19 protein-coding genes are annotated in these 23,332 nt (G+C 72.0%); 6 read left to right on the top strand and 13 right to left on the bottom strand.

The features are described 5' to 3' along the window. Positions 1-40: 40 nt before the first annotated feature. Together ACZ4MU_RS25525 and ACZ4MU_RS25520 are read right to left on the bottom strand one after the other, a co-directional pair. Complete coding sequence (locus tag ACZ4MU_RS25525) at positions 41-430, bottom strand: cell division protein SepF (protein ID WP_467880845.1); 390 nt, start codon at positions 428-430, stop codon at positions 41-43. 114 nt (positions 431-544) lie between these two features. Next, positions 545-1,447: a substrate-binding domain-containing protein gene (locus ACZ4MU_RS25520; protein ID WP_467880843.1), complete on the bottom strand. Its 903-nt coding sequence runs from the start codon at positions 1,445-1,447 to the stop codon at positions 545-547. 236 nt (positions 1,448-1,683) lie between these two features. On the opposite strand from ACZ4MU_RS25520, the gene ACZ4MU_RS25515 reads away from it, so the two are divergent. From ACZ4MU_RS25515 to ACZ4MU_RS25505, 3 genes are all read left to right on the top strand, one after another. Then, positions 1,684-2,478 carry a VOC family protein gene (locus ACZ4MU_RS25515; RefSeq protein WP_467880840.1) on the top strand — a complete coding sequence of 265 codons (795 nt, stop codon included), beginning with the start codon at positions 1,684-1,686 and terminating at the stop codon, positions 2,476-2,478. Positions 2,479-2,839: 361 nt separating this feature from the next. Beyond that, entirely contained in the window at positions 2,840-7,444 is a 4,605-nt protein-coding gene (locus tag ACZ4MU_RS25510; RefSeq protein ID WP_467880838.1) for a molybdopterin-dependent oxidoreductase, read from the top strand. 254 nt (positions 7,445-7,698) lie between these two features. After that, complete coding sequence (locus ACZ4MU_RS25505) at positions 7,699-8,790, top strand: enoyl-CoA hydratase/isomerase family protein (RefSeq protein ID WP_467880835.1); 1,092 nt, start codon at positions 7,699-7,701, stop codon at positions 8,788-8,790. Between the two features lie 132 nt (positions 8,791-8,922). Here the strand turns inward: ACZ4MU_RS25505 and ACZ4MU_RS25500 are convergent, their stop codons facing one another. Both ACZ4MU_RS25500 and ACZ4MU_RS25495 read right to left on the bottom strand, forming a co-directional pair. Continuing rightward, a complete protein-coding gene (locus ACZ4MU_RS25500; RefSeq protein WP_467880832.1) occupies positions 8,923-10,281 on the bottom strand; it encodes a class I SAM-dependent RNA methyltransferase in 1,359 nt (452 codons plus the stop codon). A 128-nt stretch (positions 10,282-10,409) separates the two neighbouring features. Beyond that, a complete protein-coding gene (locus ACZ4MU_RS25495; RefSeq protein WP_467880829.1) occupies positions 10,410-12,461 on the bottom strand; it encodes an APC family permease in 2,052 nt (683 codons plus the stop codon). 332 nt (positions 12,462-12,793) lie between these two features. On the opposite strand from ACZ4MU_RS25495, the gene ACZ4MU_RS25490 reads away from it, so the two are divergent. Continuing rightward, positions 12,794-13,462 carry a potassium channel family protein gene (locus ACZ4MU_RS25490; protein ID WP_467880827.1) on the top strand — a complete coding sequence of 223 codons (669 nt, stop codon included), beginning with the start codon at positions 12,794-12,796 and terminating at the stop codon, positions 13,460-13,462. Next, entirely contained in the window at positions 13,462-14,139 is a 678-nt protein-coding gene (locus tag ACZ4MU_RS25485) for a potassium channel family protein (RefSeq protein ID WP_467880824.1), read from the top strand. The genes ACZ4MU_RS25490 and ACZ4MU_RS25485 overlap by 1 nt, the downstream gene beginning before the upstream one ends. 188 nt (positions 14,140-14,327) lie before the next feature. On the opposite strand, the gene ACZ4MU_RS25480 is transcribed toward ACZ4MU_RS25485, so the two are convergent. The 8 genes from ACZ4MU_RS25480 to ACZ4MU_RS25445 form a co-directional block, all read right to left on the bottom strand. Beyond that, the gene (locus ACZ4MU_RS25480; RefSeq protein WP_467880822.1) at positions 14,328-15,077 is read right to left on the bottom strand and encodes a DUF3159 domain-containing protein; all 750 of its coding nucleotides are present in this window, start codon (positions 15,075-15,077) and stop codon (positions 14,328-14,330) included. 3 nt (positions 15,078-15,080) lie between these two features. Further along, positions 15,081-15,479, bottom strand: coding sequence for an OB-fold nucleic acid binding domain-containing protein (locus ACZ4MU_RS25475; protein ID WP_079126363.1), 399 nt, complete (start codon positions 15,477-15,479; stop codon positions 15,081-15,083). Between the two features lie 119 nt (positions 15,480-15,598). After that, the gene (locus ACZ4MU_RS25470) at positions 15,599-16,288 is read right to left on the bottom strand and encodes a response regulator (RefSeq protein WP_467880818.1); all 690 of its coding nucleotides are present in this window, start codon (positions 16,286-16,288) and stop codon (positions 15,599-15,601) included. Between the two features lie 32 nt (positions 16,289-16,320). Next, on the bottom strand, positions 16,321-18,864 hold the full coding sequence (locus tag ACZ4MU_RS25465) for a sensor histidine kinase (RefSeq protein WP_467880815.1): 2,544 nt from the start codon (positions 18,862-18,864) through the stop codon (positions 16,321-16,323). A gap of 128 nt (positions 18,865-18,992) precedes the next feature. Beyond that, complete coding sequence (locus ACZ4MU_RS25460; protein WP_467880813.1) at positions 18,993-19,724, bottom strand: ABC transporter ATP-binding protein; 732 nt, start codon at positions 19,722-19,724, stop codon at positions 18,993-18,995. Positions 19,725-19,862: 138 nt separating this feature from the next. Next, positions 19,863-20,654, bottom strand: coding sequence for a DUF3710 domain-containing protein (locus tag ACZ4MU_RS25455; protein WP_467880810.1), 792 nt, complete (start codon positions 20,652-20,654; stop codon positions 19,863-19,865). A gap of 1 nt (position 20,655) precedes the next feature. Next, on the bottom strand, positions 20,656-21,183 hold the full coding sequence (dut, locus tag ACZ4MU_RS25450; RefSeq protein WP_467880807.1) for a dUTP diphosphatase: 528 nt from the start codon (positions 21,181-21,183) through the stop codon (positions 20,656-20,658). After that, on the bottom strand, positions 21,180-21,764 hold the full coding sequence (locus ACZ4MU_RS25445; protein ID WP_467880804.1) for a PaaI family thioesterase: 585 nt from the start codon (positions 21,762-21,764) through the stop codon (positions 21,180-21,182). Before ACZ4MU_RS25445 ends, dut begins: the two co-directional genes overlap by 4 nt. A gap of 58 nt (positions 21,765-21,822) precedes the next feature. Here ACZ4MU_RS25445 and ACZ4MU_RS25440 point away from each other — a divergent pair, with 58 nt between their 5' ends. Continuing rightward, positions 21,823-22,284 (top strand): DUF3093 domain-containing protein, encoded by a 462-nt coding sequence (locus ACZ4MU_RS25440; RefSeq protein WP_467880802.1) that lies wholly within the window; start codon positions 21,823-21,825, stop codon positions 22,282-22,284. A gap of 53 nt (positions 22,285-22,337) precedes the next feature. Here the strand turns inward: ACZ4MU_RS25440 and ACZ4MU_RS25435 are convergent, their stop codons facing one another. Beyond that, positions 22,338-23,330, bottom strand: a complete 993-nt coding sequence (locus ACZ4MU_RS25435) for a hypothetical protein (RefSeq protein WP_467880799.1) — start codon at positions 23,328-23,330, stop codon at positions 22,338-22,340. Positions 23,331-23,332: the final 2 nt, after the last annotated feature.

Genomic DNA, 23,332 nt, shown 5'->3' with positions numbered 1-23,332 from the left:
ACGAATGAGGGACGGTTGCCCTTACCGGTGCCGCTTCGCCCTACGCGTGGGGGACGACGGCCTCGGCGATTCCCTCCACCTCCGTGCCGACGGGCGCCAGCAGGAAGACGTTGCGGTCGACACGGTGCATCCCGCTGCCCAGGCCGAAGACCACGCCGCTGCTGAAGTCGAGGATGCGCTTGGCGACTTCGGCGTCCGCGCTCGTAAGATCGAGCAGGACCGGCGTCTGCGCCATCATGTACTCGGCGACCTCGCGCGCGTCCGCGAAGACCTGGACGCGCAGCACCACGAAGCGGCGCTGCTCGACGGTCGCGTACTCGTTGGGGATGGTGCGGTGGTCCACGCGGGAGGGCCACTCGTTGCGACTGCGCAGCGGAACGACCTGGGCGAGCCCCTCCCACTGTTCATCGGTGACGTCGTACCTGCTCACCGGACCACCTCGCCCCTGTGCTGTATCTGCATCCGGCCATGATGACGCCGCTCACCCGTTCAGCCCAACTCCGACACGGCTCTGAGCTGTGAAGTTGTCCCGGACCGGGGCGTACTAACGTGCACCGGCCAAGTCCACGGCGTCGGCCACCCGGGTGAAGAAGCGGGCATGGGCCGGGGCGCTGCACGGCGCTTCGGGGTTCCACGGCAGCACGCGGGCGCGGTCCTCGATGGTCCGCCAGTGCGGGTCGGAGCGCAGTCGCTCCATGGGAGTGGCGTTCACCCGTACGTCGCACAGCACGATCTCGGCGGGCAGGGCGGCGCTCTCCTGCCAGGTGAGCGTGGTCCAGTTGGCGCCGGTCGCGGCGGGCGGGTCCACCAGGTTCACGCCGTGCTCGGCGAGGGCACGCAGCTCCGGCCAGGCAGCGGGGCGGGCCACATGGACCTGGTCGGACCCGGCCGGCGAGAGCGCGAGCACACGGGGCCCGCCGGGGGGCTCCGGCCGCGCGCGCGTGGCGGCCGTCACCGCGCGCAGCCGGCGCTGTGCCGCGTCGAGGAGGCGGGTGGCGTCCTCGCGGCGGCGGTCGCCTCCCAGGGCGCGTGCGAGGTCCGCGAAGCGGCTCCTGATCTCCGCCAGTGAGCGTGAGTGCCCGATGTCGATGACGACCACCGGAACGTGTTCCTCCAGGTGTTTGGCCGTCTCGGGGTCGAGGCCGTAGACCCGGCCGCCTCCATAGCTGACGGCCACCACGAGGTCGGGTGTGCCCTGGAGCAGGACGTCGAGGTCGAGCGCGGCGCCCGCGCCCAGGTAGCGCAGGCGGTTCAGGGGCAGGCCGCCCGCTTTGGCGCGGTCGGGGGCGGCACCGTCGTGGAAGGAGCCGAAGACGGCTCCCGGGCCGACGCCGTGGTCCCAGAGCGTGGCTCCGGCCTGGATGTAGGCGGTCACCCGGGTGGGCACCCGCGCCGCCGTCGCCGTCTGCCCGCGGTCGTCCGAGAACTGCCAGACCGGCTTGTCCATGAGGTCACACGCCCCCTGTAGGTCGCTGTGCGCCAGCGTCGGGCCACGCTACGCCCGAGTCGTCCCGCCCCGCCAGGATCCGTAACCGCTTACCTGCCCGTCGTACAGGCGCCTCACCCTCCTGGCCACGCTCCGTCGTCCGCGCCCCGGAGCGCGCAAACGCTCGGCGCGCGGGGTGGCGTACGCCTGGCTAGCGTGGCGAAAGGGGCTGTCGTCACACAGGAGAGGGCACAGTCATGGCCGCAGAACCAGAGGGCACTCCGTGCTGGGTCGATGCGATGTTCACGGACGTCGAGGGAGCGAAGAGCTTCTATGGTGACGTGCTGGGCTGGACGTTCGGCGAGGCGTCGTCGCAGTACGGCGACTACACCCAGGCGTACGCCGACGGCAAGGCGGTGGCGGCCGTCGTACCGCCGATGCCCGGTCAGGAGGGGCAGTCGGCGTGGTGTCTCTACCTCGCGTCGCCCGATGTCGCCGCGACCGCCGAGAAGATCAAGGACAACGGCGGCGAGGTGCTGATGGAGCCGATGCAGGTCGGCGGCTTCGGTTCGATGGCGATCGCCCGCGAGCCCAGCGGCGCGGTCTTCGGCGTGTGGCAGGCGGGCAGCCACGAGGGCTTCGAGGCCAGGGCGGTGCCCGGCGCGTACTGCTGGGCCGAGTTCTTCACCCGCGACCCGGCGAAGCTCGACACGTTCCTGCCCGCGGTGTTCCCCTACAGCGCCAAGCAGATGCAGGACGACGCGACGGACTTCCGCGTCTTCAGCGTGGGTGACCAGATGGTTCTGGGCCGGATGAGGATGACGGAGGAGTTCCCGCCCGAGATTCCCTCGTACGTGAACGTGTACTTCACGGTCGCCGACTGCGACGAGGCGGTGGCCAAGGCGACCAAGCGGGGCGGGGTGCTGCGGTTCGGGCCGATGGACACGCCCTTCGGCCGGTTCGCGGCGCTCAGCGACCCGCAGGGCGCGGCATTCTCGGTGATCGACCTGCGGCGGACGCAGGGCGAGATGCCGGGGATGACCGAGGTCTGACGGTCCTCGCGGTCCTGGGGTGTGCGGGCACGCGCGCGTGCCCGCGCACCCCTGACCTGTCGAACGGCCCCCAGGCATAGATTTCACCTATATAGGTGAGGTCCCCCTACGTAAGTAAGGTAGCAGGCGCGTCGAACCTACGGAGGCAAGGTTCCGGCTTCCTCCTCACACCGGGCACGAGTGCCGCGTGATGTCCGACATCGGAGGTGTGCCGCAGTCGCACACAGGTGCTCACAGCATCGGGGCGCGTTTAGTGTGGCCGACGTAACCACTCGTGATCGCCGCACGTGACATCGAAGTAACGGGCATTTCGTACGGTCGGAGCCCAAGGGATCCCGGCCGAGACGAGAGGGGACACCCGTTGACCGCACAGGGCACGCGGGCCGCCACCGACCAGGTGCGCACGGTCTGCTCGTACTGCGGTGTGGGCTGCGGGATGGTCCTCGACATCACCGTCGGGCCGGACGGCCGGCGCACGGTGCTGAAGGCCTCCGGCGACAAGGCGCACCCCGCCAATTCCGGTCGGCTGTGCACCAAGGGGGCGACGACGGCGGACATGCTCGCGGCTCCAGGGCGCCTGAGCACCGCGCTGATACGGGGCGAACGAGGGGCGGAGCCGGTGCCGGCCGGGGTCGACGCGATGATCGCCGAGACGGCGGGCAGGCTGCGGGCGATCGTCGACGAGCACGGCCCGGACGCCGTCGCGCTGTATGTGTCGGGCCAGATGAGCCTGGAGGCGCAGTATCTGGCCAACAAGCTGACCAAGGGCTTCATCGGGACCAATCAGATCGAGTCCAACTCCCGCCTGTGCATGGCCAGCGCGGGCAGTGGCTACAAGCTGTCGCTCGGGGCGGACGGGCCGCCCGGCTCGTACCAGGACTTCGAGAAGGCCGACGTCTTCCTGGTCATCGGCTCCAACATGGCCGACTGCCACCCCATCCTCTTCCTGAGGATGATGGAGCGCGTCAAGGCGGGGGCGAAGCTGATCGTCGTCGATCCGCGCCGCACCGCGACCGCCGCCAAGGCCGACCTCTTCCTCCAGATCAAGCCGGGCACGGACCTCGCACTGCTCAACGGCCTGCTCCACCTCCTCAAGGAGGACGGGCACACCGACCCCGACTTCATAGCCGCGCACACCGAGGGCTGGGAGGCGATGGGCGAGTTCCTCGCCGACTACCCGCCCGGCTGCGTCGCCAGGACCACCGGCATCCCCGAGGACGACATCCGTAGGGCTGCCCGGTGGATCGGTGAGGCCGGCGCGTGGATGAGCTGCTGGACCATGGGGCTCAACCAGTCCACGCACGGCACCTGGAACACCAACGCCCTGGTCAACCTGCATCTCGCGACGGGCGCGATATGCCGCCCCGGCAGTGGCCCGTTCTCGCTCACCGGTCAGCCGAACGCCATGGGCGGCCGCGAGATGGGCTACATGGGCCCGGGGCTGCCCGGTCAGCGCTCGGTGCTCGTCGACGACGAGCGGGCCTTCACCGAGGAGCTGTGGGGGCTGGAGCCCGGCACGCTGCGCACGGACGGGGCGGGGCTCGGGACGGTCGAACTGTTCCGGCGGATGGCCGGCGGTGACATCAAGGCGTGCTGGGTGATCTGCACCAACCCGGTCGCCTCCGTCGCCAACCGCCGCACCGTCGTCGAGGGGCTGAGCGCGGCCGAGTTCGTCGTCGTCCAGGACGTGTTCGCCGAGACCGAGACCACCGCATACGCGGACGTGGTGCTGCCGGGCGCCCTGTGGACGGAGGCCGAGGGCGTCCTCGTCAACAGCGAGCGCAACCTCACCCTCGCCAGGAAGGCCGTCGACCCCCCTGGCGAGGCGCTGCCCGACTGGCAGATCATCGCGCGCGTGGCGTGCGCCATGGGGTACGAGGAGGCGTTCACCTACGCCGGTCCCGAGGACGTCTTCGAGGAGATCAAGCGCGCCTGGAACCCGAAGACCGGCTACGACCTGCGCGGGGTCACCTACGAGCGGCTGCGCGGCACACCCGTGCAGTGGCCCGCGCCCACCGCCGAGGGCCCCGACCGCAATCCGATCCGGTACGTGGCCGAGGACGGCGGCGGCCCGGTGTTCCCGACGCCGAGCGGACGTGCCGTCTTCCACGCGCGCCCGCACCTCCCGGCCGCCGAGATGCCCGACGACGACTTCCCGTTCGTCCTCAACACCGGTCGGCTGCAGCACCAATGGCACACCCTCACCAAGACGGGGAAGGTGGCCAAGCTCAACAAGCTCAACCCGGCGCCGTTCGTGGAGGTGCACCCCGAGGACGCGGAACGCCTCGGCATCACCGACGGCGACGGGGTGGAGATCGCCTCGCGGCGCGGCCGGGCGGTGCTGCCCGCCGTGGTGACCGACCGGGTACGGCCGGGCTGCTGCTTCGCACCCTTCCACTGGAGCGACCTGTACGGCACGGATCTGAGCATCAACGCGGTGACCAGCGACGCGGTCGACCCGATCTCGCTCCAGCCCGAGTTCAAGGTGTGCGCGGTGTCGCTGACGAAGTCGGCGGTCGAGCCCGCGCGGCCCGCGATGCCGGGGACGGCGAGGGGGCTGGGCGGGACGTCGGCAGCCGGAGACGGCCCGGGCGGGAGGGCGGCGGGCCTGACCGGGACAGCGGGAACGCTGGTTTCGGGCGGGGCGATGGCGGGGGTCGGCGCGACCAGCACGACGGGAGAGACCGGCCCCACTGGCGCGACCATCGCGGCAGGAGCGACCGGCACGACGGGCGCAAGCAGCACGACAGGGGCGCTCGCCGCAGGCACCGCGCTCCTCGACGCCCCCGTGCCCCTTCCCCACGCCGTCCCCGCCCAGCGCACGGCCCCCGACGCGCACCTGGCGTCCGGCCGAGCAGCGGCCCCGGCCGCCCTGTTCGGGCTCGGCACACCACCGCCGGTCCTCACCGAAGGCGAACGCCAGTACCTCGCCGGGTTCCTGGCCGGGCTGGAGTCGGGCGCGCCCGGCATTCCCGTACTGCCGCCGACAGCGCCGTTCAGCGAGGAGCACGCGCTGTGGGTGAACGGCGTGCTGGCCGGGATGTACTCGCGGACGGCGCCGGGCCCCGCCCCCGCGCCCGTCGCGCAGGCCCAGGCCCCCGCGGGCCGTGACGTGCTCCTGCTGTGGGCCTCGCAGACCGGCAACGCCGAGCAGCTCGCGGCGGCCGGAGCCGAACAGCTCGCCGCCGCCGGGCACCGCGTCCGCCTCGTCGCCATGGACGACACCACACCCGACACGCTGCCCACGGACGCCGAGGTGCTGCTGATCACCAGCACCACCGGGGACGGCGAGGCGCCCGACAACGGCGCCGCCTTCTGGGACGCGCTCACCGACGAGGGGGCCCCGCGTCTGGAGGGACGCCGCTACGCGGTCCTGGCGTTCGGGGACTCGTCGTACGACGAGTTCTGCGGACACGGCCGACGCCTGGACCGGCGCCTGGCCGAACTGGGCGCCGTACGCCTGCTGCCCCGCACCGATTGCGAGCCGGACTTCGAGGACCGGGCGCAGGAGTGGCTGGGCGGGGTGCTGGCCAAGCTGGCGGAGCTGTCGGCCGCCACCGCCACGGCTTCCGGCCATCCGTCGGACGGATCGTCCGCCGGTCACCCGCCGGATACGGCCCTGGGCGCCCCCACCGCCTGCACCCCCGGCACCCACACCCCGTCCGGCTCAGGAAATTCTTCCGACGAATTCGTGGAGGGCCGGGAACTCGCGACGCTGACCGCCCGTTCACCGGGTACAGCAGCATCCTCGGTCCGCAACACCACCACGGTCCCTACCAGTTCCGGGGCGACCCGATCCCAGGGCACGCCCGACACCTCTCTCCCCACCGTCCCGCTCCCCAGCTCCCGTGCCGCCGCCATCACGGCCCGGCTGACGGGGAACTCGTTGCTCAGCCTCCCCGGGTCGAGCAAGGAGGTGCGACGGTTCACCTTCGACACCCGCGCGAGCGACATCCCGCTCACCTACGCGGTCGGGGACGCGCTGGGCGTCCACCCGGTCAACTCACCCGATCTGGTGGCCGAGTGGCTGGCCGTCACCGGTCTGGACTCCACCACGCCCGTCGAGATCGGCGGGTTCGGCGAAGTCCCGTTCGGTACGGCGCTGCACGAGCACCTGGACATCACACGCCTCGGCCCCGATCTGCTCAAGTTCGTCGCCGAGCGGACCCACGACCGCCGCCTGAAGGACTTGCTGCGCGCCGACAACAAGTGGCAGCTGGCGCAGTGGTCCTGGGGCCGCCAGGCGGTGGATGTGGTGGCCGAGCACGGGGTGCGCGCGAGCGCGGCCGAGTGGGCGGGCGTCCTGCGCGGCCTGCGTCCCCGGCTGTACTCGATATCGTCCAGCCCGCTGACCGACCCGCATGAGGTGTCCCTGACGGTCTCCGTCGTCCGGTACGAGAACCGCCTGGGCCACCCGCGTGCGGGCGTCTGCTCGGCCCTGCTCGCGGACGCGCCGCCGGACGCACCGGTGCCGGTGTACGTCCAGCGCACCCGGCACTTCCGGCCGCCCACCGACCCGGGGACGCCGATGGTGATGGTCGGCCCCGGCACCGGGGTCGCGCCGTTCCTCGGTTTTCTCTACGAGCGCCGATCCCTGGGCCACTCCGCTCCGAACTGGCTGTTCTTCGGAGAGCAGCACCGTGCCACCGACTTCTACTACGAGGACGAGCTGACCAAGCTGAGCGCGGAGGGCACGCTCACACGCCTGGACACCGCGTTCTCCCGCGACCAGCGCGCCAAGGTGTACGTGCAGGACCGGATGCGCGAGCACGGCCCGCTGCTGTGGTCCTGGCTCCAGGACGGGGCGCACTTCTACGTGTGCGGCGACGCCTCCCGTATGGCCAAGGACGTCGACCGGGCGCTGCGCGACATCGCCATCGCCCATGGCGGCCTGGACGAGGAGTCGGCGGCGGCGTATCTGAAGCGGCTGACGGCGGGGAAGCGGTACGTCCGGGACGTGTACTGAGAGGGCCCCGAACCCCGGACCGGGCACGAAGGGCAAACCACTGCCGGGACCAGAGGCGGTATGCCTCCGGACCGTACGCCGGAACGAGGCCGCGCCGGCCCGGAGCCGGGTCGGACGACGTACAGCCCCCACACACACGCACGCGCACATACGCACGCACGCGATGGACTCGCTGGGACGCCCAACTATATGTTCGGGGAGATCGACTGGAAGATCGGCAAGGTTCAGCAAGGCCCCGGAAGGAACCCCCACGCATGGGTCGCAGCACGACCAGCGCACTCCCGCCCACCGGCGCACAGCCCGACCACGACCACGTCCTGCTGTCCGTCCACGGCCGCGCCGCGCACCTCACCCTGAACCGGCCGAAGGCGCTCAACGCGCTGACCCACGCCATGGTCCGCCGGATCGACGAGGCGCTGACGGCATGGGAGCACGACCCGGAGGTGGCGACGGTCGTCCTGACGGGTGCCGGTGAACGCGGCCTCTGCGCGGGCGGCGACATCCGCGCGATCTACGAGGACGCCCGCGCGGGCGGCACGGCCTCGGCGGACTTCTGGCGGGACGAGTACCGCCTCAACGCCCGGATCGCCCACTGGCCCAAGCCGTACGTGGCGGTGATGGACGGCATCGTGATGGGTGGCGGGGTCGGGGTCTCGGCCCACGGCAATGTGCGCGTGGTCACCGAGCGCTCCCGCGTCGCCATGCCCGAAACGGGCATCGGCTTCGTCCCGGACGTGGGCGGTACGTATCTGCTCAGCCGCGCCCCCGGCGAACTGGGCACCCATCTGGCCCTCACGGGCGCACAGGTGGGGGCGGCGGACGCACTGCTGTGCGGCTTGGCGGACCACTACGTCCCCTCGGCCCGACTCGAAGACTTCCTGGCGGAGCTGGCGACCACTTCCGTACAGGAAGCGCTCCCCCGCCACACCCACCGACCCCCGCCCGGCGAGCTGGCCGCCCACCGCGACTGGATCGACCACTGCTACGCGGCGGACACCGTGGAGGAGATCGTGGACCGCCTGCTCACCACAGGCGTCCAGGAGGCGAAGCAGACGGCCGAGACCCTCCTGACGAAGTCCCCCACGTCCCTGAAGGTCACCTTGACGGCCATGCGCCGGGCCCGCGCACTGCCCACCCTGGAGGCGGTCCTGACTCAGGAGTACCGCGTCTCCCGCGCGGCCCTGACCTCCCCGGACCTGGTCGAGGGAATCCGCGCCCAGGTCATCGACAAGGACCGCGAGCCGAAGTGGCGCCCGGGGGCGCTGGGGAAGGTCGGGGACGCGGAGGTGGAGAGGTTCTTCGGCGGTACGAGCGCCTGGGAGCCCCTGTTCGCGTCCGGCGGTTGAGGGGACGGCAGCCGCCCCCGGACCGTCCCCCGGCGCCCGGGGACGATCCGGGATCCGGACCACCCTGCCGACCGCAGCCTCGATCGGCAGGCCGAAGAACCACCCCAGCCGCAGCCTCGGAGAAGCAGCAGCTCAGCCGTCCTCGCGCACCGGCTCCAAAATCGCCACGCACTCCACATGATGCGTAACCGGGAAGAGGTCGAACGCCCGGAGCGTGCGTACCTTGTAGCCGCCCTCCGCGAAGTACGCCAGGTCCCGGGCCAGGGCCGCCGGGTCGCAGGCCACGTAGGCGATGCGGCGCGCGCCCAGGCCCGCGAGGTAGCGGACCGTCTGCTTGCCCGCGCCCGCTCGCGGCGGGTCCAGGACGATCAGGTCCGCTTCGGTGATCTTCGTGCGGGGCAGGACCTGCTCGACCTTGCCCTGTTCCACGCGGACGCGCGGCAGGTCCGCCAGGTTGTGGCGGGCGTCCTCCACCGCGCGCTTGGAGGACTCGATGCCCAGCACCGCGCCCTGCTCGCCGACCCGCTCCGCGATCGCGCCCGCGAAGAGGCCGACGCCGCAGTACAGGTCGAGCGCCATCTCGCCCTTGCGCGGCATCAGGCCCTGCATCACGGCCTTGACCAGGGTGTCGGCCGCCTTCGGGTGGACCTGCCAGAAGCCGCCCATGCCCACCCGGTACGTACGCTCGTCCGCCCGCTCGCGCACGAACGCGCGGCCGTGGACGCGGTGGACACCGCCGTCCTTCTCCTCGACGCGCAGCACCGAGACCGGCTTGTCGAGTTCGACGAGGGGGAGGCGGCCGCCCGGGCGCGGGGTCAGGACCACCTGGCGGTCGTGCGAGCCCGTCGCCGCGATCGCCTCGACGGCCTCCATCTGCGGCCACTCGCGCTTCTCGACGCCCAGCTCGCTGACGCCGGGCGCCGCGATCATGCAGTGGTCGATGATCTGGACGTCGTGCGAGCGGTGCTTGCGCAGACCGGCCCGGCCGTCCTCGTCGATGGCGTACTGGACGCGGGTGCGCCAGGCCGGGACCTGGCCCGCGGGGAGCTTGTCGCCCTCGGCGGGCATGACCGTGCCGTCCCAGCCGGCCTCCTCGGGCGTCAGCCCGGCGAGCCGGCGCAGCTGCTCGGTGATGACCTCGCCCTTGAGGCGGCGCTGCGCGCCCGGCTTGGCGTGCTGCCAGTCGCAGCCGCCGCACTTGCCGGGGCCCGCGAACGGGCACGGCGCCTCGACCCGGTCCTTGGAGGCGGAGAGGATCTCGATCGCGTCCGCGCGCAGATAGCGGGAGTCCTCGTCGCCCTCGGTGACGCGCGCGACGATCCTCTCGCCCGGCAGCGCGTGCCTGACGAACAGCACCCGGCCCTGCTCCGTGCGGGCGATGCAGTGCCCGCCGTGCGCCACGGGGCCGACCTCGACCTCGTACTCCTGCCCGACCAGCGAAGACGAGGACGGGGACGAAGACGAGGACGAGGAATCAGACTCGTTCTGCATGAGGGCGGGACTCCAGGGTGCCAAGGGGGAACGGGGAAGGGGCCGCCGTCCCCGTGAAGGACCGTTCTCAGGTCCCGTGCGGACGGCAGCCCCCCAGTCTACGTCCCCGAAGGGCCCGGACCTGCCCCTCAGCCCTTGCCGGTCGGCTCCTTCGGCCGGTGCGCCGACACCGGGCCGCGCCGCACCGAACCCGGCGCGTTCCAGTCCTGCCGCTTGCGGGCCCGCTTCTTGGCGACCTCGGAGGACTGGAGCTGGTACGGGACCGACGTCACCATCACGCCGGGCGTGAAGAGCAGGCGGCCCTTCAGACGCAGCGCGCTCTGGTTGTGCAGGAGGTGCTCGTACCAGTGGCCGACCACGTACTCGGGGATGTAGACGCTGACCGCGTCGCGCGGGCTCTCGCGCCGCAGGCCCTTGACGTATTCGATGACCGGGCGGGTGATCTCGCGGTACGGCGAGTCGATGATCTTCAGCGGGACGTCGATGCCGCGCCGGTCCCACTCGTCCTTGAGTGCCTTGGTCTCGGCCGCGTCGACGCTGACGCTGATCGCCTCCAGCTGGTTGGTGTGCAGCAGCTTGGCGTAGGCGAGGGCGCGCAGGGTCGGCTTGTGGAGCTTGGAGACCAGGACCACGGAGTGGACGCGCGAGGGGCGGACGTACTCGTCGGGGCGCTCCTCGGCCGCGGCGATCTCCTCGGCCACCTTGTCGTAGTGCTTGCGGATCGCGGTCATCGTTCCGTAGAAGATCACCATGCCGAGCAGCGCGACCCAGGCGCCGTGGGTGAACTTGGTGGCGAGGACCACGACCAGGACCAGGCCGGTGAAGAAGGCGCCGAAGGTGTTGATCGCCCGGCTGCGGACCATGCGGCGGCGCTTGGCCGGGTCCTGCTCGGTGGCGAGGTGGCGGTTCCAGTGCCGGACCATGCCGGTCTGGCTCAGGGTGAAGGAGACGAAGACGCCGACGATGTAGAGCTGGATCAGCCGGGTCGAATCAGCGCCGTAGATCACCACGAGCAGGATCGCGGCCCCGGCCAGCAGCACGATGCCGTTGGAGAACGCGAGGCGGTCGCCGCGGGTGTGCAGCTGGCGCGGTAGATAGCGGTCCTGGGCGAGGATCGAGCCGAGCAGCGGGAAGCCGTTGTACGCGGTGTTGGCGGCCAGGAACAGCACGAGGGCGGTGGCGGCCGCGAGGATGATGAAGAGGAAGCTGCCCTTGCCGAAGACGGCCTCGGCGACCTGGGAGATCACCGGATTCTGGACGTAGTCGGAACCGACCGGGACGCCGTTGTGGAGCAGGTCGGTGGCGGGCTTCTCGGCCATCCGCACCTTCGTGACCATGGCCAGCGCGATGATGCCGCAGAACATGGTGACCGCGAGGGCGCCCATGAGGGCCAGCGTGGTCGCGGCGTTCTTCGACTTGGGCTTGCGGAAGGCCGGGACGCCGTTGCTGATCGCCTCGACGCCGGTGAGCGCGGCACAGCCGGAGGAGAAGGCGCGCAGCAGCAGGAAGACGAGCGCGAAGCCCGCCAGGCCCTGGTGCTCGGCGTGGATGGTGTAGTCGGCCGTCGGGGCCTTCATGGTGTGGTCGAGGACCCCGCCCTTGAAGGCGCCCCAGGCGATCATGACGAAGACGCCGCCCACGAAGACGTAGGTGGGGATGGCGAAGAGCTTGCCGGACTCCTTGACCCCGCGCAGGTTCATCAGGGTCAGCAGGACGATCACGACGACCGCGCACAGCACCTTGTGCTCGACGACGAACGGCACGGCCGAGCCGAGGTTCTCGATGCCGGAGGCGATCGAGACGGCGACGGTCAGGACGTAGTCGACGAGGAGCGCGCTGGCGACGGTGAGTCCGGCCTTGGGCCCCAGATTGGTGGTGGCGACCTCGTAGTCACCGCCGCCGCTGGGGTACGCGTGCACGTTCTGCCGGTACGAGGCGACCACCGTGAACATCAGCACCACGACCGCCACGGCGATCCAGGGGCTGTAGTGGTACGCCGACACACCCGCCACGGACAGCACCAGGAGGACTTCTCCGGGTGCGTACGCGACGGACGAGAGCGGGTCGGACGCGAAGACGGGGAGCGCGATGCGCTTGGGGAGGAGCGTTTCTCCCAGCTTGTCGCTGCGCAGCGCCCGGCCGATCAGGATCCGTTTGGGCACGTCGGTCAGTTTGGACACAACAGAGAAGCCTAAGGGCATCGTGTTGACGCGGCCCACCCGCCACCCCCCATCCGTACGAGCAAGCCGCCCGCACGGCCGTGGCGGCGCGCCGCCGGGCGGGTGCGGAGGCGGGCATTCCGCGCGGCTCGACGGCTTCGGGGTCCGGTCGCGGTGAACGACGTGCCGCTTCCACGCGTCTCAGCCTGCGTGACGGGTGTGCGGCGGGGCACCGTCCGGTGGGATGCTCACCGACTGCGCCGGGGGAAGTACCGACGCTGGTGAGTGCATCGCGCCGTGAGCCGCATAAGCTCGTCACCGGGCAACGCCGAGAAGGAAGTATGTGAGGGGACGTGCACATCGTCATCATGGGCTGCGGGCGAGTGGGAGCCGCTCTCGCGCAGACCCTGGAGCAGCAGGGGCACACGGTCGCCGTCATCGACCAGGACCCCACGGCCTTCCGCCGGCTCGGTTCGGGGTTCAGCGGGCGCCGGGTCACCGGCGTCGGCTTCGACCAGGACACCCTGCGTGAAGCGGGGATCGAGGAGGCCGGCGCGTTCGCGGCGGTCTCCAGCGGCGACAACTCCAACATCATCGCGGCCCGGGTGGCCCGGGAGATGTTCGGGATCGAGAACGTCGCGGCCCGTATCTACGACCCGCGCCGTGCCGAGGTGTACCAGCGGCTCGGCATCCCGACGGTCGCCACGGTCCGCTGGACCGCCGACCAGATGCTGCGGCGGCTGCTGCCGTCCGGCTCGGAGCCGCTGTGGAGCGACCCGAGCGGCGCCCTCCAGCTGGCGGAGGTGCACACCTCCGCGGCCTGGATCGGCCACAAGGTCAGCAGGCTCCAGGAGGAGACGGGCGTCCGCGTCGCGTTTCTCACCCGGCTGGGCGAAGCCGTGCTGCCCAGCTCCCAGACGGTTCTGCAGGAAGGCGACCTCGTCCACGTGATGCTGCGGACGGACGAGGTCGACAAGGTGGAGGCGGCCTTCGCCCAGGGTCCCGAGGAGGGCGGTCACTGATGCGCGTCGCGATTGCCGGGGCCGGTGCGGTGGGTCGTTCCATCGCGGGCGAGCTGCTGGAGAACGGTCACGAGGTGCTCCTCGTCGACAAGGCGCCCACCGCCATCTCGGTGGAGCGGGTACCGCAGGCGGAGTGGCTGCTGGCCGACGCCTGTGAGATCACCTCGCTGGACGAGGCGGCGCTCCAGCGCTGCAACGTGGTCATCGCGGCCACCGGCGACGACAAGGTGAACCTGGTCGTCTCGCTGCTCGCGAAGACCGAGTACGGCGTGCCGCGCGTGGTCGCCCGGGTCAACAACCCGAAGAACGAGTGGCTGTTCAACGAGTCGTGGGGCGTGGACGTCGCCGTCTCGACCCCGCGTCTGATGTCGGCGCTGGTCGAGGAGGCGGTGAGCGTCGGCGACCTGGTACGGCTGCTGCGCTTCAGCCACGGCGACGCCAACCTCGTCGAGCTGACGCTGCCGCCGGAGTCGGCGCTCGCGGGCACCCAGGTCGGGGACGTGGCCTGGCCCCAGGACACCTCGCTGGTCACGATCATCCGCGGTACGCGGGTGCTCACCCCGCAGCCCGAGGAGACCCTGGAGGCCGGTGACGAGCTGCTCTTCGTGGCCGCGCAGGCGCGCGAGGAGCAGTTGGAGGACCTGCTGTCGGTCCGCCGCGAGGAGTCCGCGAGCTGACGCGCCCTCACGGCGGGGGAAGGGGCCGGGAGTACGTCGCGTACTCCCGGCCCCTTCCCGTGTCCGCCCGCTGCGGGCTGTCTGCGGCCGATCACGCCCACGCGGCGCCGCACATGTCACAGGCCCGCGCCTCTTGGGCGCGAAAGGGGCCCGGGGTGCGACGCGCACCCCGGGCCCCTTTCGCGCCGTCAGTTCCCGGCCGCCTCGGCAGCCTTCGCCGCCTTGGCCGCCGCCTCCTCGGCCTCCATCTCCGCGAACACGTCGATGGGCGGCGGGGCCTTGGCCAGGAAGATCCAGGTCAGCCAGACCGCCAGCAGGAACGGCGGGATCTTCAGGGCGATCAGCACCCAGCCGAGCTGGGAGGTGTTGGCCCACCAGTACAGCGGGAAGAGGATCGCGCACTTGGCGAGCAGGATCAGGCCCCAGGCCCAACTCGCCTTGGCGTACGCCTTCTTGCGGCCGGGGTTCCTGGTGCGCCAGGACAGGTTCTCCTTGAAGACCGGGCCCAGCATCAGGCCGATCAGCGGGACCCCGAAGACCGTCGTCACCAGGTACGCCAGCGCCAGGCCCAGGGTGTAGAGCATGCCCGGGAGATAGAAGTCCTTGGCGTTGCCCGTCATCATCGCGAAGACCACGCCGAAGGCCACCCCGAAGACGCCGCTGAAGGCGTGCTTGACGGTGTCCTTGCGGATCAGCCGGACGACGACGAGCAGCAGCGACACCGCGACGGCGGCGATCGCCGAGCTGTGCAGGTCCTTGTTGACCGTGAAGATCGTGACGAAGAGGAGCCCGGGCAGGCAGGTCTCCACCATGCCCCGGATCCCGCCGAACGCGTCGAAGAGCGCGGCTTCGGTGACGGCTCTGGCGTCGGCGTCGGCGCGCGCGTCCTTGGTGTGCGGGGCGGCGGTCGTGGTGGTCGGCTTGTCGACTGACGTCACCGGCTACTCCTGTCCGAGCGGTCGGAGTTCGTATTTGGGGTTGAACAGCACCCGCCGGCCGTGGCTCATCGAGATCCGGCCCGAGGCGATCAGCTTGCGGCCCGGCTCTATGCCCACGATCGAGCGCCGTCCCAGCCACACCACGTCCAGCGGGGCGGTCCCGTCGAAGAGCTCGGCCTCCAGCGCCGGGACGCCCGCCCTCGGGCGCAGGGTGACCGTCCGCAAGGTACCAGTCACCTTGACTATCTGGCGGTCGTCGCAGTCGGAGATGCGGGTGCACCCCGTGGCCTGCGTGTCCTCCTGCAGTTCCGCGGAGTGCAGCTCCTCCTGCGAGGTGGACAGCCGGTCGAGCATCCGGCGGAAGCGCCCCGCGGGCTTCTCGGTTCGAAGGTCAGCACTCATACAGAAAGCGTACCGGCCCCCACCGACACGGGAGGTGTCCTCGCCCGGCCCGCGCCCGGCCCCCACCCGGCCCCCCGCCCGGGCCTCCTTCGCGGCCGTCACCGCGCGGACACGTCCGCTCACCGCTCGAAGCGGTAGCCCATGCCCGGCTCGGTGATGAAGTGGCGCGGATGCGAGGGATCGCGCTCCAGTTTCCGGCGCAGCTGGGCCATGTAGACGCGCAGGTAGTTCGTCTCCGTCCCGTAGGAGGGGCCCCAGACCTCCTGGAGGAGCTGCTTCTGGCTGACCAGCCGGCCGGTGTTGCGCACCAGCACTTCGAGCAGATGCCACTCGGTGGGCGTGAGGCGTACGTCCCGGCCCTCCCGGTTGACCTTCTTGGCGGCCAGGTCGACGGTGAAGCCCTCGGTCTCCACCGTCACCACGTCGTCCGCGCCCTCGCCGCCGACCGGTTCGGCGCGGCGGACGGCCGCCCGCAGCCGGGCGAGCAGTTCGTCCATGCCGAAGGGCTTGGTGACGTAGTCGTCGGCGCCCGCGTCCAGCGCCTCGACCTTCTCGTCGGAGGTGTGGCGGGCCGAGAGGACCAGGATCGGCACCCGGGTCCAGCCGCGCAGCCCCCGGATCACGTCGACGCCGTCCATGTCGGGCAGGCCGAGGTCCAGGACCACCACGTCGGGGTGGCGGGCCGCCGCGAGCTGGAGGGCACTCGCCCCGTCGGGGGCCGCGTCCACCTCGTACTTCCTCGCCCTGAGGTTGATCACGAGGGCACGTACGATCTGCGGCTCGTCGTCCACCACGAGCACCCGGGTCATGCGGGTCCTGCTTTCTGTCGGAGGGCCGTACGTCACGAGGCGGCCCGGGCGGTGAGGCCGGCGGTGAGCGGGCCGGGGCCGGGGACCGCCCGGAGGGTGAGGACCATGGTCATGCCGCCGCCGGGGGTGTCCTCCGCGGTGAGGGTGCCGCCCATCGACTCGGCGAAGCCCCGGGCCACCGCGAGCCCCAGTCCCACTCCGGCGCCGCGCGGGGCGTCACCGTACCGCTGGAAGGGCTCGAAGATCCGTTCCTTGCTCTCGTCGGGGACGCCGGGGCCCCGGTCGGCCACCCGGACCTCCACACGCTCGCCCAGCGCGCTCGCGGCCACCAGGACGGGCGTGCCGGGAGGGCTGTACTTGACGGCGTTCTCCACGAGGTTGGCGACGGCCCGCTCCAGGAGTCCGGCGTCGACGGCGACCATCGGCAGGCTCTCCGGCACGTCCAGCTCGACGCTGTCCTCGGGGACACCGCCGAGCGCCATCGGGACCACCTCGTCGAGGTCGGTCCCGCGGATGATCGGGGTGACCGTGCCGGTGCTGAGGCGGGACATGTCGAGCAGGTTGCCGACGAGGTGGTCGAGCCGGTCGGCACCCTCCTCGATGCCCGCCAGGAGCTCGGCCTCGTCCTCCTCGGACCAGTCGACGTCGTCGGAGCGCAGCGAGGTGACGGCGGCCTTGATGGAGGCCAGCGGGGTGCGCAGGTCGTGGCTGACAGCGGCGAGCAGCGCGGTGCGGATGCGGTTTCCCTCGGCGAGCTTGCGGGACTCCTCGGCCTCGTCGACCAGGCGCCGGCGGTCGAGGACGACGGCGGCCTGGGCGGCGAAGGCGCCGAGCACCCGGCGGTCCTCGGCGGGCAGCACCCGTCCGCTCAGGGCCAGCGCCATGTGGTCGCCGACCGGCATGTCGACGTCGGCGTCCTCGGGACGGGCGACGGGGTGCGGGCCGACGCTGCCCGCGCGGGTCCACGGCTCGATGCCGCCGGCCCGCTCCAGCAGGGCGACGGACTCCATGGCGAAGGTCTCGCGGACCCGCTCCAGGAGCGCGTCGAGCGCGGTCTCGCCGCGCAGCACGCTGCCCGCGAGGAAGGAGAGGATCTCGGACTCGGCGCGCAGCCGGGCCGCCTGGTGGGTGCGGCGGGCCGCGAGGTCGACGACGGAGGCCACCGAGACCGCCACCAGGAAGAAGATCGCGATGGCGAGGAAGTTCTTGGGGTCCGCGATGGTGATCCGGTGCAGCGGCGGGGTGAAGTAGTAGTTCAGCAGGAAGGAGCCGAAGGCCACCGAGGCGAGCGCCGGGAGCAGTCCGCCGAGCAGGGCCGCGGCGACCGTCAGCGTCAGGAAGAGCAGCATGTCGTTGGCGAGCCCGAGGTCCGCGTCGACGTTGGTCAGCAGCAGGGTGAGCAGCGCGGTTCCCGCCAGGCCCGTGAGCCAGCCCGCCACGCTGCGGGCCCGCCCCAGCCGGGCCCCGCGCGCCACGGGCAGGCCGCGCCCCTTGGCGGCCTCCTCGTGGGTGACGATGTGGACGTCCAGATCGGGCCCGGACTCGCGGGCCACGGTCGCGCCGACGCCCGGCCCGAAGACGTACTGCCAGGTCTTGCGGCGGCTGGAGCCGAGGACGATCTGGGTGGCGTTGACGCCCCGGGCGAACTCCCTCAGGGAGGCGGGGATGTCGTCGCCGATGACATGGTGAAACGTTCCGCCGAGGTCTTCGACCAGGGTGCGCTGGACGGCCAGCTCCTTGGGCGAGGCGGAGGTCAGCCCGTCGCTGCGCGCCACGTACACCGCGAGGATCTCGCTGCCGGAGCCCCGGGCGGCCATCCGGGCCGCGCGCCGGATCAGGGTGCGGCCCTCGGGCCCGCCGGTCAGGCCGACGACGATGCGCTCCCTAGCCTGCCAGGTGGAGCGGATGCCGTGCTCGCCCCGGTACTGCTGGAGGTACTCCTCGGCCCGGTCCGCGACCCACAGCAGCGCGAGTTCGCGCAGGGCCGTGAGGTTGCCGGGGCGGAAGTAATTGGACAGGGCCGCGTCGACCTTGTCGGAGGTGTAGATGTTGCCGTGCGCCATCCGGCGGCGCAGGGCCTGGGGCGACATGTCGACGAGCTCGATCTGGTCCGCGCGCCGCACCACCTCGTCGGGCACCGTCTCGCGCTGGCGCACGCCGGTTATCGACTCCACGACGTCGCCCAGCGACTCCAGGTGCTGGATGTTGACGGTGGAGACCACGTCGATGCCCGCCCGCAGCAGCTCCTCGACGTCCTGCCAGCGCTTGGTGTTGCGCGCGCCGGGGACGTTGGTGTGGGCGAGCTCGTCCACCAGGGCGACGGCGGGCCGCCGCTCCAGCACCGCGTCGACGTCCATCTCGGTGAAGGCCGCGCCGCGGTACTCGATCTCGCGGCGCCCGACCTGCTCCAGGCCGTGCAGCATGACCTCGGTGCGCGGGCGGCCGTGGTGCTCCACGAACGCCACCACGCAGTCGGTGCCCCGTTCGACGCGCCGGTGGGCCTCGGACAGCATCGCGTACGTCTTGCCGACGCCCGGTGCCGAACCGAGGTAGATCCGTAGCTTGCCGCGTGCCATGGCCCCATTGTCTTTCCGAGAACTGCTGCGTACGCGATGCCGACCTTACGGGCACCTATTCCGGCAAACCGGACGGGGGGTCCGGCGGGGCCGCCGTATTGACGCGATTCTGACGGGCGGGGCGCCGGTCAGCCGTGGTCGGTGATCCGGCCGTCGCTCAGCTCCAGGACGCGGTCCGCGAGGCCGAGCAGCTGGGTGTCGTGCGTGGCCACCAGGGCGGTCACGCCCTCGCTGCGCACCACCGCGCGCAGCAGCTCCATCACGGCTAGCCCGGTCTCGGCGTCGAGCTGCCCGGTGGGCTCGTCGGCGATCAGCAGGGCGGGCCGGTTGGCGAGCGCCCGGGCGATGGCGACGCGCTGCTGCTGGCCGCCGGAGAGCTCGCCGGGCCGCTGCTGGGCGTGGTCGGCGAGCCCGACCAGGGCGAGCAGCAGCTCCACGCGCGCGTCGCGCTCGCCGGGGTCGGCCCTGCGCAGCCGCAGCGGGACGCCGACGTTCTCGGCGGCCGACAGGATCGGGATCAGCCCGAAGGACTGGAAGACGAAGCCGATGCGGTCGCGGCGCAGCGCGAGCAGTCCCTCCTCCCCCAGGTCCGCCAGGTCGGTGGAGTCGACGGTGATCCTGCCGCCGTCTGGCCGGTCAAGGCCGCCGACCAGATTGAGCAGCGTCGTCTTGCCCGATCCGGAGCGCCCCTTGAGGGCGACCAGCTCGCCGCGCGGCACCTCGAAGGACACCCCGCGCAGCGCGTGGACGGCGGCGGCGCCCTCGCCGTAACTGCGGCGCAGGTCCTCCACGCGGACCATCGGCCCGGTGCCCGGCTGCTCGGCAAGGGCCATGCCGCGCCCGCTGGTGCTCTCGCTCATGCCCGCTCCCCCGCACGTCTGTTCCCCGGCCGCGTCAGTATGTGCGGCAGGCGCCGTCGCGGGCAATGCGCACGGGGCGGAGAACGCCGACGGGCCGCGTCCCGGGAAGGGACGCGGCCCGTCGGAGGACCGGTGGGGTCAGCGCACCTCGGTGATCTCCGGGCCGCGCTGGAGCTGGCCCATGCCGCCGGAGAAGCGCGAGCCCTCCTGCTCCTCCTGCTGGACGCCGTCGGGCATCATCTGCGCGTCGTCGGGGAGCTTCAGGACGATCGGGTCGCGCGGGGCCATCGGGCCCTCGCCGCGCACCACGACCGTGTCCTGGAAGATCTGCTCCAGGAGCCCGGCGGCCTGCGGCTGCACCGCGCCCTGGCCGGAGATCACACCGCGCAGGAACCAGCGCGGCCCGTCCACGCCCACGAAGCGCACCAGCTGCACCCCGTTCGTCCCGTCCGGGAGCTGGACCGGTACCTGGGCGCGCAGCTCCCAGCCCAGCGGGCCCTCGACCTCGTCGATGACGCCGCCCTGCTGGGTGATGCCGGAGGCGATCTCCTCGCGGACCTCGCCCCAGATGCCCTCGTTCTTGGGGGCCGCGAAGGCCTGCAGCTGCACGGCGCTGTCGCGCAGCACGACGGTCGCCGCGACGATCGCGTCGCCCGCGACCTCGACCCGCAGCTCCATGCCCTCGACCCCGGGGACGAACAGGCCGCCCAGGTCGACCCGCCCCTCGCCGGGCTCGGAGACCTCGGAGACGTCCCAGGGACCGTCCGGCCGGGGCGCCGGCGGCAGGTTCACCCTGCGCGGCTCGTCCCCGTCACCGGCGTGGTCGGCATCGCCGTACTCGCCGTCCTCAGCGTCGACGCCGTCGACGACCTGCTCGGCCTCGCCCGCCGTCTCATCGGCGGATCCGCTCTTCTTGCGACGTCCGAACACGTCACTGTCCTTCCCGGTCGGATACGACCGAAGCGTATCGATTCCCACCCTGTTCACTGCCGAGGGCCCTGCCCACCGCGGCATGACCGCCGGTGGAACCGAAGCCCCCCTCGGCCCGCGCCGAACCGGGAAGCTCCGCCACCTCGTGGAAGCGGACCTTCTCGACCTGCTGGACGACAAGTTGGGCAATCCGGTCGAATCGCTCGAACCGCACGGTCTCGCGCGGGTCGAGATTGACCACGATCACCTTGATCTCCCCACGGTACCCGGCATCCACCGTCCCTGGGGCATTCACCAGGGCGACACCGCAGCGTGCGGCCAGGCCCGACCTCGGGTGCACGAAGGCCGCGTACCCGTCGGGCAGGGCGATACTCACCCCGGTGGGCAGCACCGCCCGCTCGCCGGGGGCGAGTTCGGCGGCCTCGGTGGTGACGAGGTCGGCGCCCGCGTCGCCGGGGTGCCCGTACGCCGGGATCGGCACCTGCGGGTCGACTCGGCGGATGAGGACGTCTACGGGGCTACGGCTCACGGGTTCACCTCGAAGGCGCGGGCGCGCCTGACCTGGTCGGGGTCGGACATGACGGCCTGGATCTCCTGCGGGCGGCCGTTCTCGATGAAGTGGTCGACCTTCACCTCGATGAAGAGGGCGTCGGCCCGGACCGCCACCGGCCCCTCGGGGCCGCCTGTCCGCCCGGTCGCCGTGGAGTAGATCTTCCGCCCCTCGACGGCGGTGACCTCGGCCTGGAGGAACAGTACGGTGTCCACCGGCACGGGCCGTACGAAGTCGGTCTCCAGCCGGCCGGTCACCGCGATGGTCTGGAGCAGCCAGTTCAGCGAGCCGAGCGTCTCGTCGAGCGCCGTGGCGAGCACCCCGCCGTGCGCGAGGCCGGGGGCGCCCTGGTGGGCGGGGCGCACGGTGAACTCGGCGGTGACGGTCACGCCCTCACCGGCCCGCGCCTGAAGGTGCAGTCCGTGGGGCTGTCCGCCGCCGCAGCCGAAGCAGTGCTCGTAGTGCGCGCCGAGCAGTTCGCCGGGGGCGGGCGCGTCGGGGTGCCGGACCGGCGGCTTCGCGTCGGCCGGGGGCGTCAGGGACGCAGATCTAGCAGTCACAGCCGCTGACCTTACCCGCGGTCCGGGGCGCCGGTCGCGCCGTGCCAAGCTTGCTGTCATGCAGCCCAACGCCCCTCAGTACACCGAACGCCTCACCGCCCCCCGCTCGTGGTGGCTGATCGCCGCCCTGGTCGGGGTGGCGTGCGCGCTGATGCTGCTCCCGCTGGGCGGGCTGCCCCTCCTGGCGGGCCTCATCGGCGGGACGGCGGCGGCCGCGGTGGTGGTGAGCTCCTACGGTTCGGTACGGATCCGGGTGGTGGCGGACACCCTGGTGGCGGGCGACGCCCGCATCCCGGTGGCCGCGCTCGGCGAGCCCGAGGTCCTGGACGCGGAGGAGGCCCGCGCCTGGCGGCTGCACAAGGCCGACCCGCGCGCCTTCATGCTGCTGCGCAGCTACATTCCGACCGCGGTACGGGCGGAGATCACCGACCCCGAGGACCCGACCCCGTACGTCTACGTCTCCACCAGGGACCCGAAGGCGCTGAAGGCGGCGCTGGACGGCGTACGAGCGGGGCTGTAGCGCGCGCCCCTCGGGCCTTCGGGGCCGCGCACATGCGGCCTCGTCGTGGCGCGTCAGTGCCCGAGTTCCTTGGGGAACTCCCCGGGCCCCAGCGGGTCGGCGGGCTGCTCCAGGGGCGGGAGCGAGGGCAGCGCGTCCCACGGCACCTGATGCTTGCGCAGGTCCGCCCGGACGTGCGCGGCGACCTTCTTGGTGTCGCGCCGGTTCATCACCGCGCCCACGGCCGCCCCGACCATGAACGGCGTCAGGTTCGGCAGATTGCGGACCATGCGCTTCATGATCTGCTGGCGCAGCTCCCGCTTCATCTGCCCGCCGAGCGCCGTGTTGAGGGTCGCCGGCTTGGTCATCCGCACCCCGCGCTCCTCCGTCCAGGACGTCAGATACGCCATGGAGCGCTCTTTCAGAGTGCCGGGCGGGCGCAGCCCGTAGACCTCGTGGAGCTCGGCGATGAGCTTGAGTTCGATGGCGGCGACGCCGGTGACCTCGGCGGCCAGCTCGGCCGGCATGGCCGGCGGGACGGGGAGCATCGCGGCGGCGCCGACGCCCGCGCCCACCGTCGAGGTGGCGTTCGCCGCGCCCGCGATCAGTTTGTCCGCGATCTCCTCCGGGCCGAGGCCGGGGAACTGCCGGCGCAGGGTGGCGAGGTCGCGGACGGGAACGCGCGGGGCGATGTCGATGACGCGGTCGGCGAGGTGGCCGATGGCGGCCCGAACGCCCGCACCGCTCTTGCGGACCCCCTTCTTGAGGGCCGGTACGCCCTTGGTGGCGGCGGCACTGCGCAGGGCGCCCAGGCGTCGGGCCCCGGCCGCGGGCCCCGCCTGGCCGTCCAGTGCCGCTTCGAGCGAGGCCGGTCGGCCCCGCTCGTCCTCGTTTCCCTCTGCTCCCTCTGCGGCAGAACTCACCGCGGGGAGAGCCGAGGGCTCGGCGGGCGCGTGAAGGCCCTCCGCCGGGCCCGTGCCGCCCTGTGGCGCCTCGGACGAACCCGGGGCACCCTTTCGCCGGAACGGTCGCTTCCGGGGCGGTTCGGCGCCTGCCCTGCCTTTCACGG

It is taken from the genome of Streptomyces sp. NPDC026377 (assembly GCF_055567715.1).
Note: the sequence above shows the minus strand (reverse complement) of the source record. Positions and strands in the feature narration are given on the sequence as shown.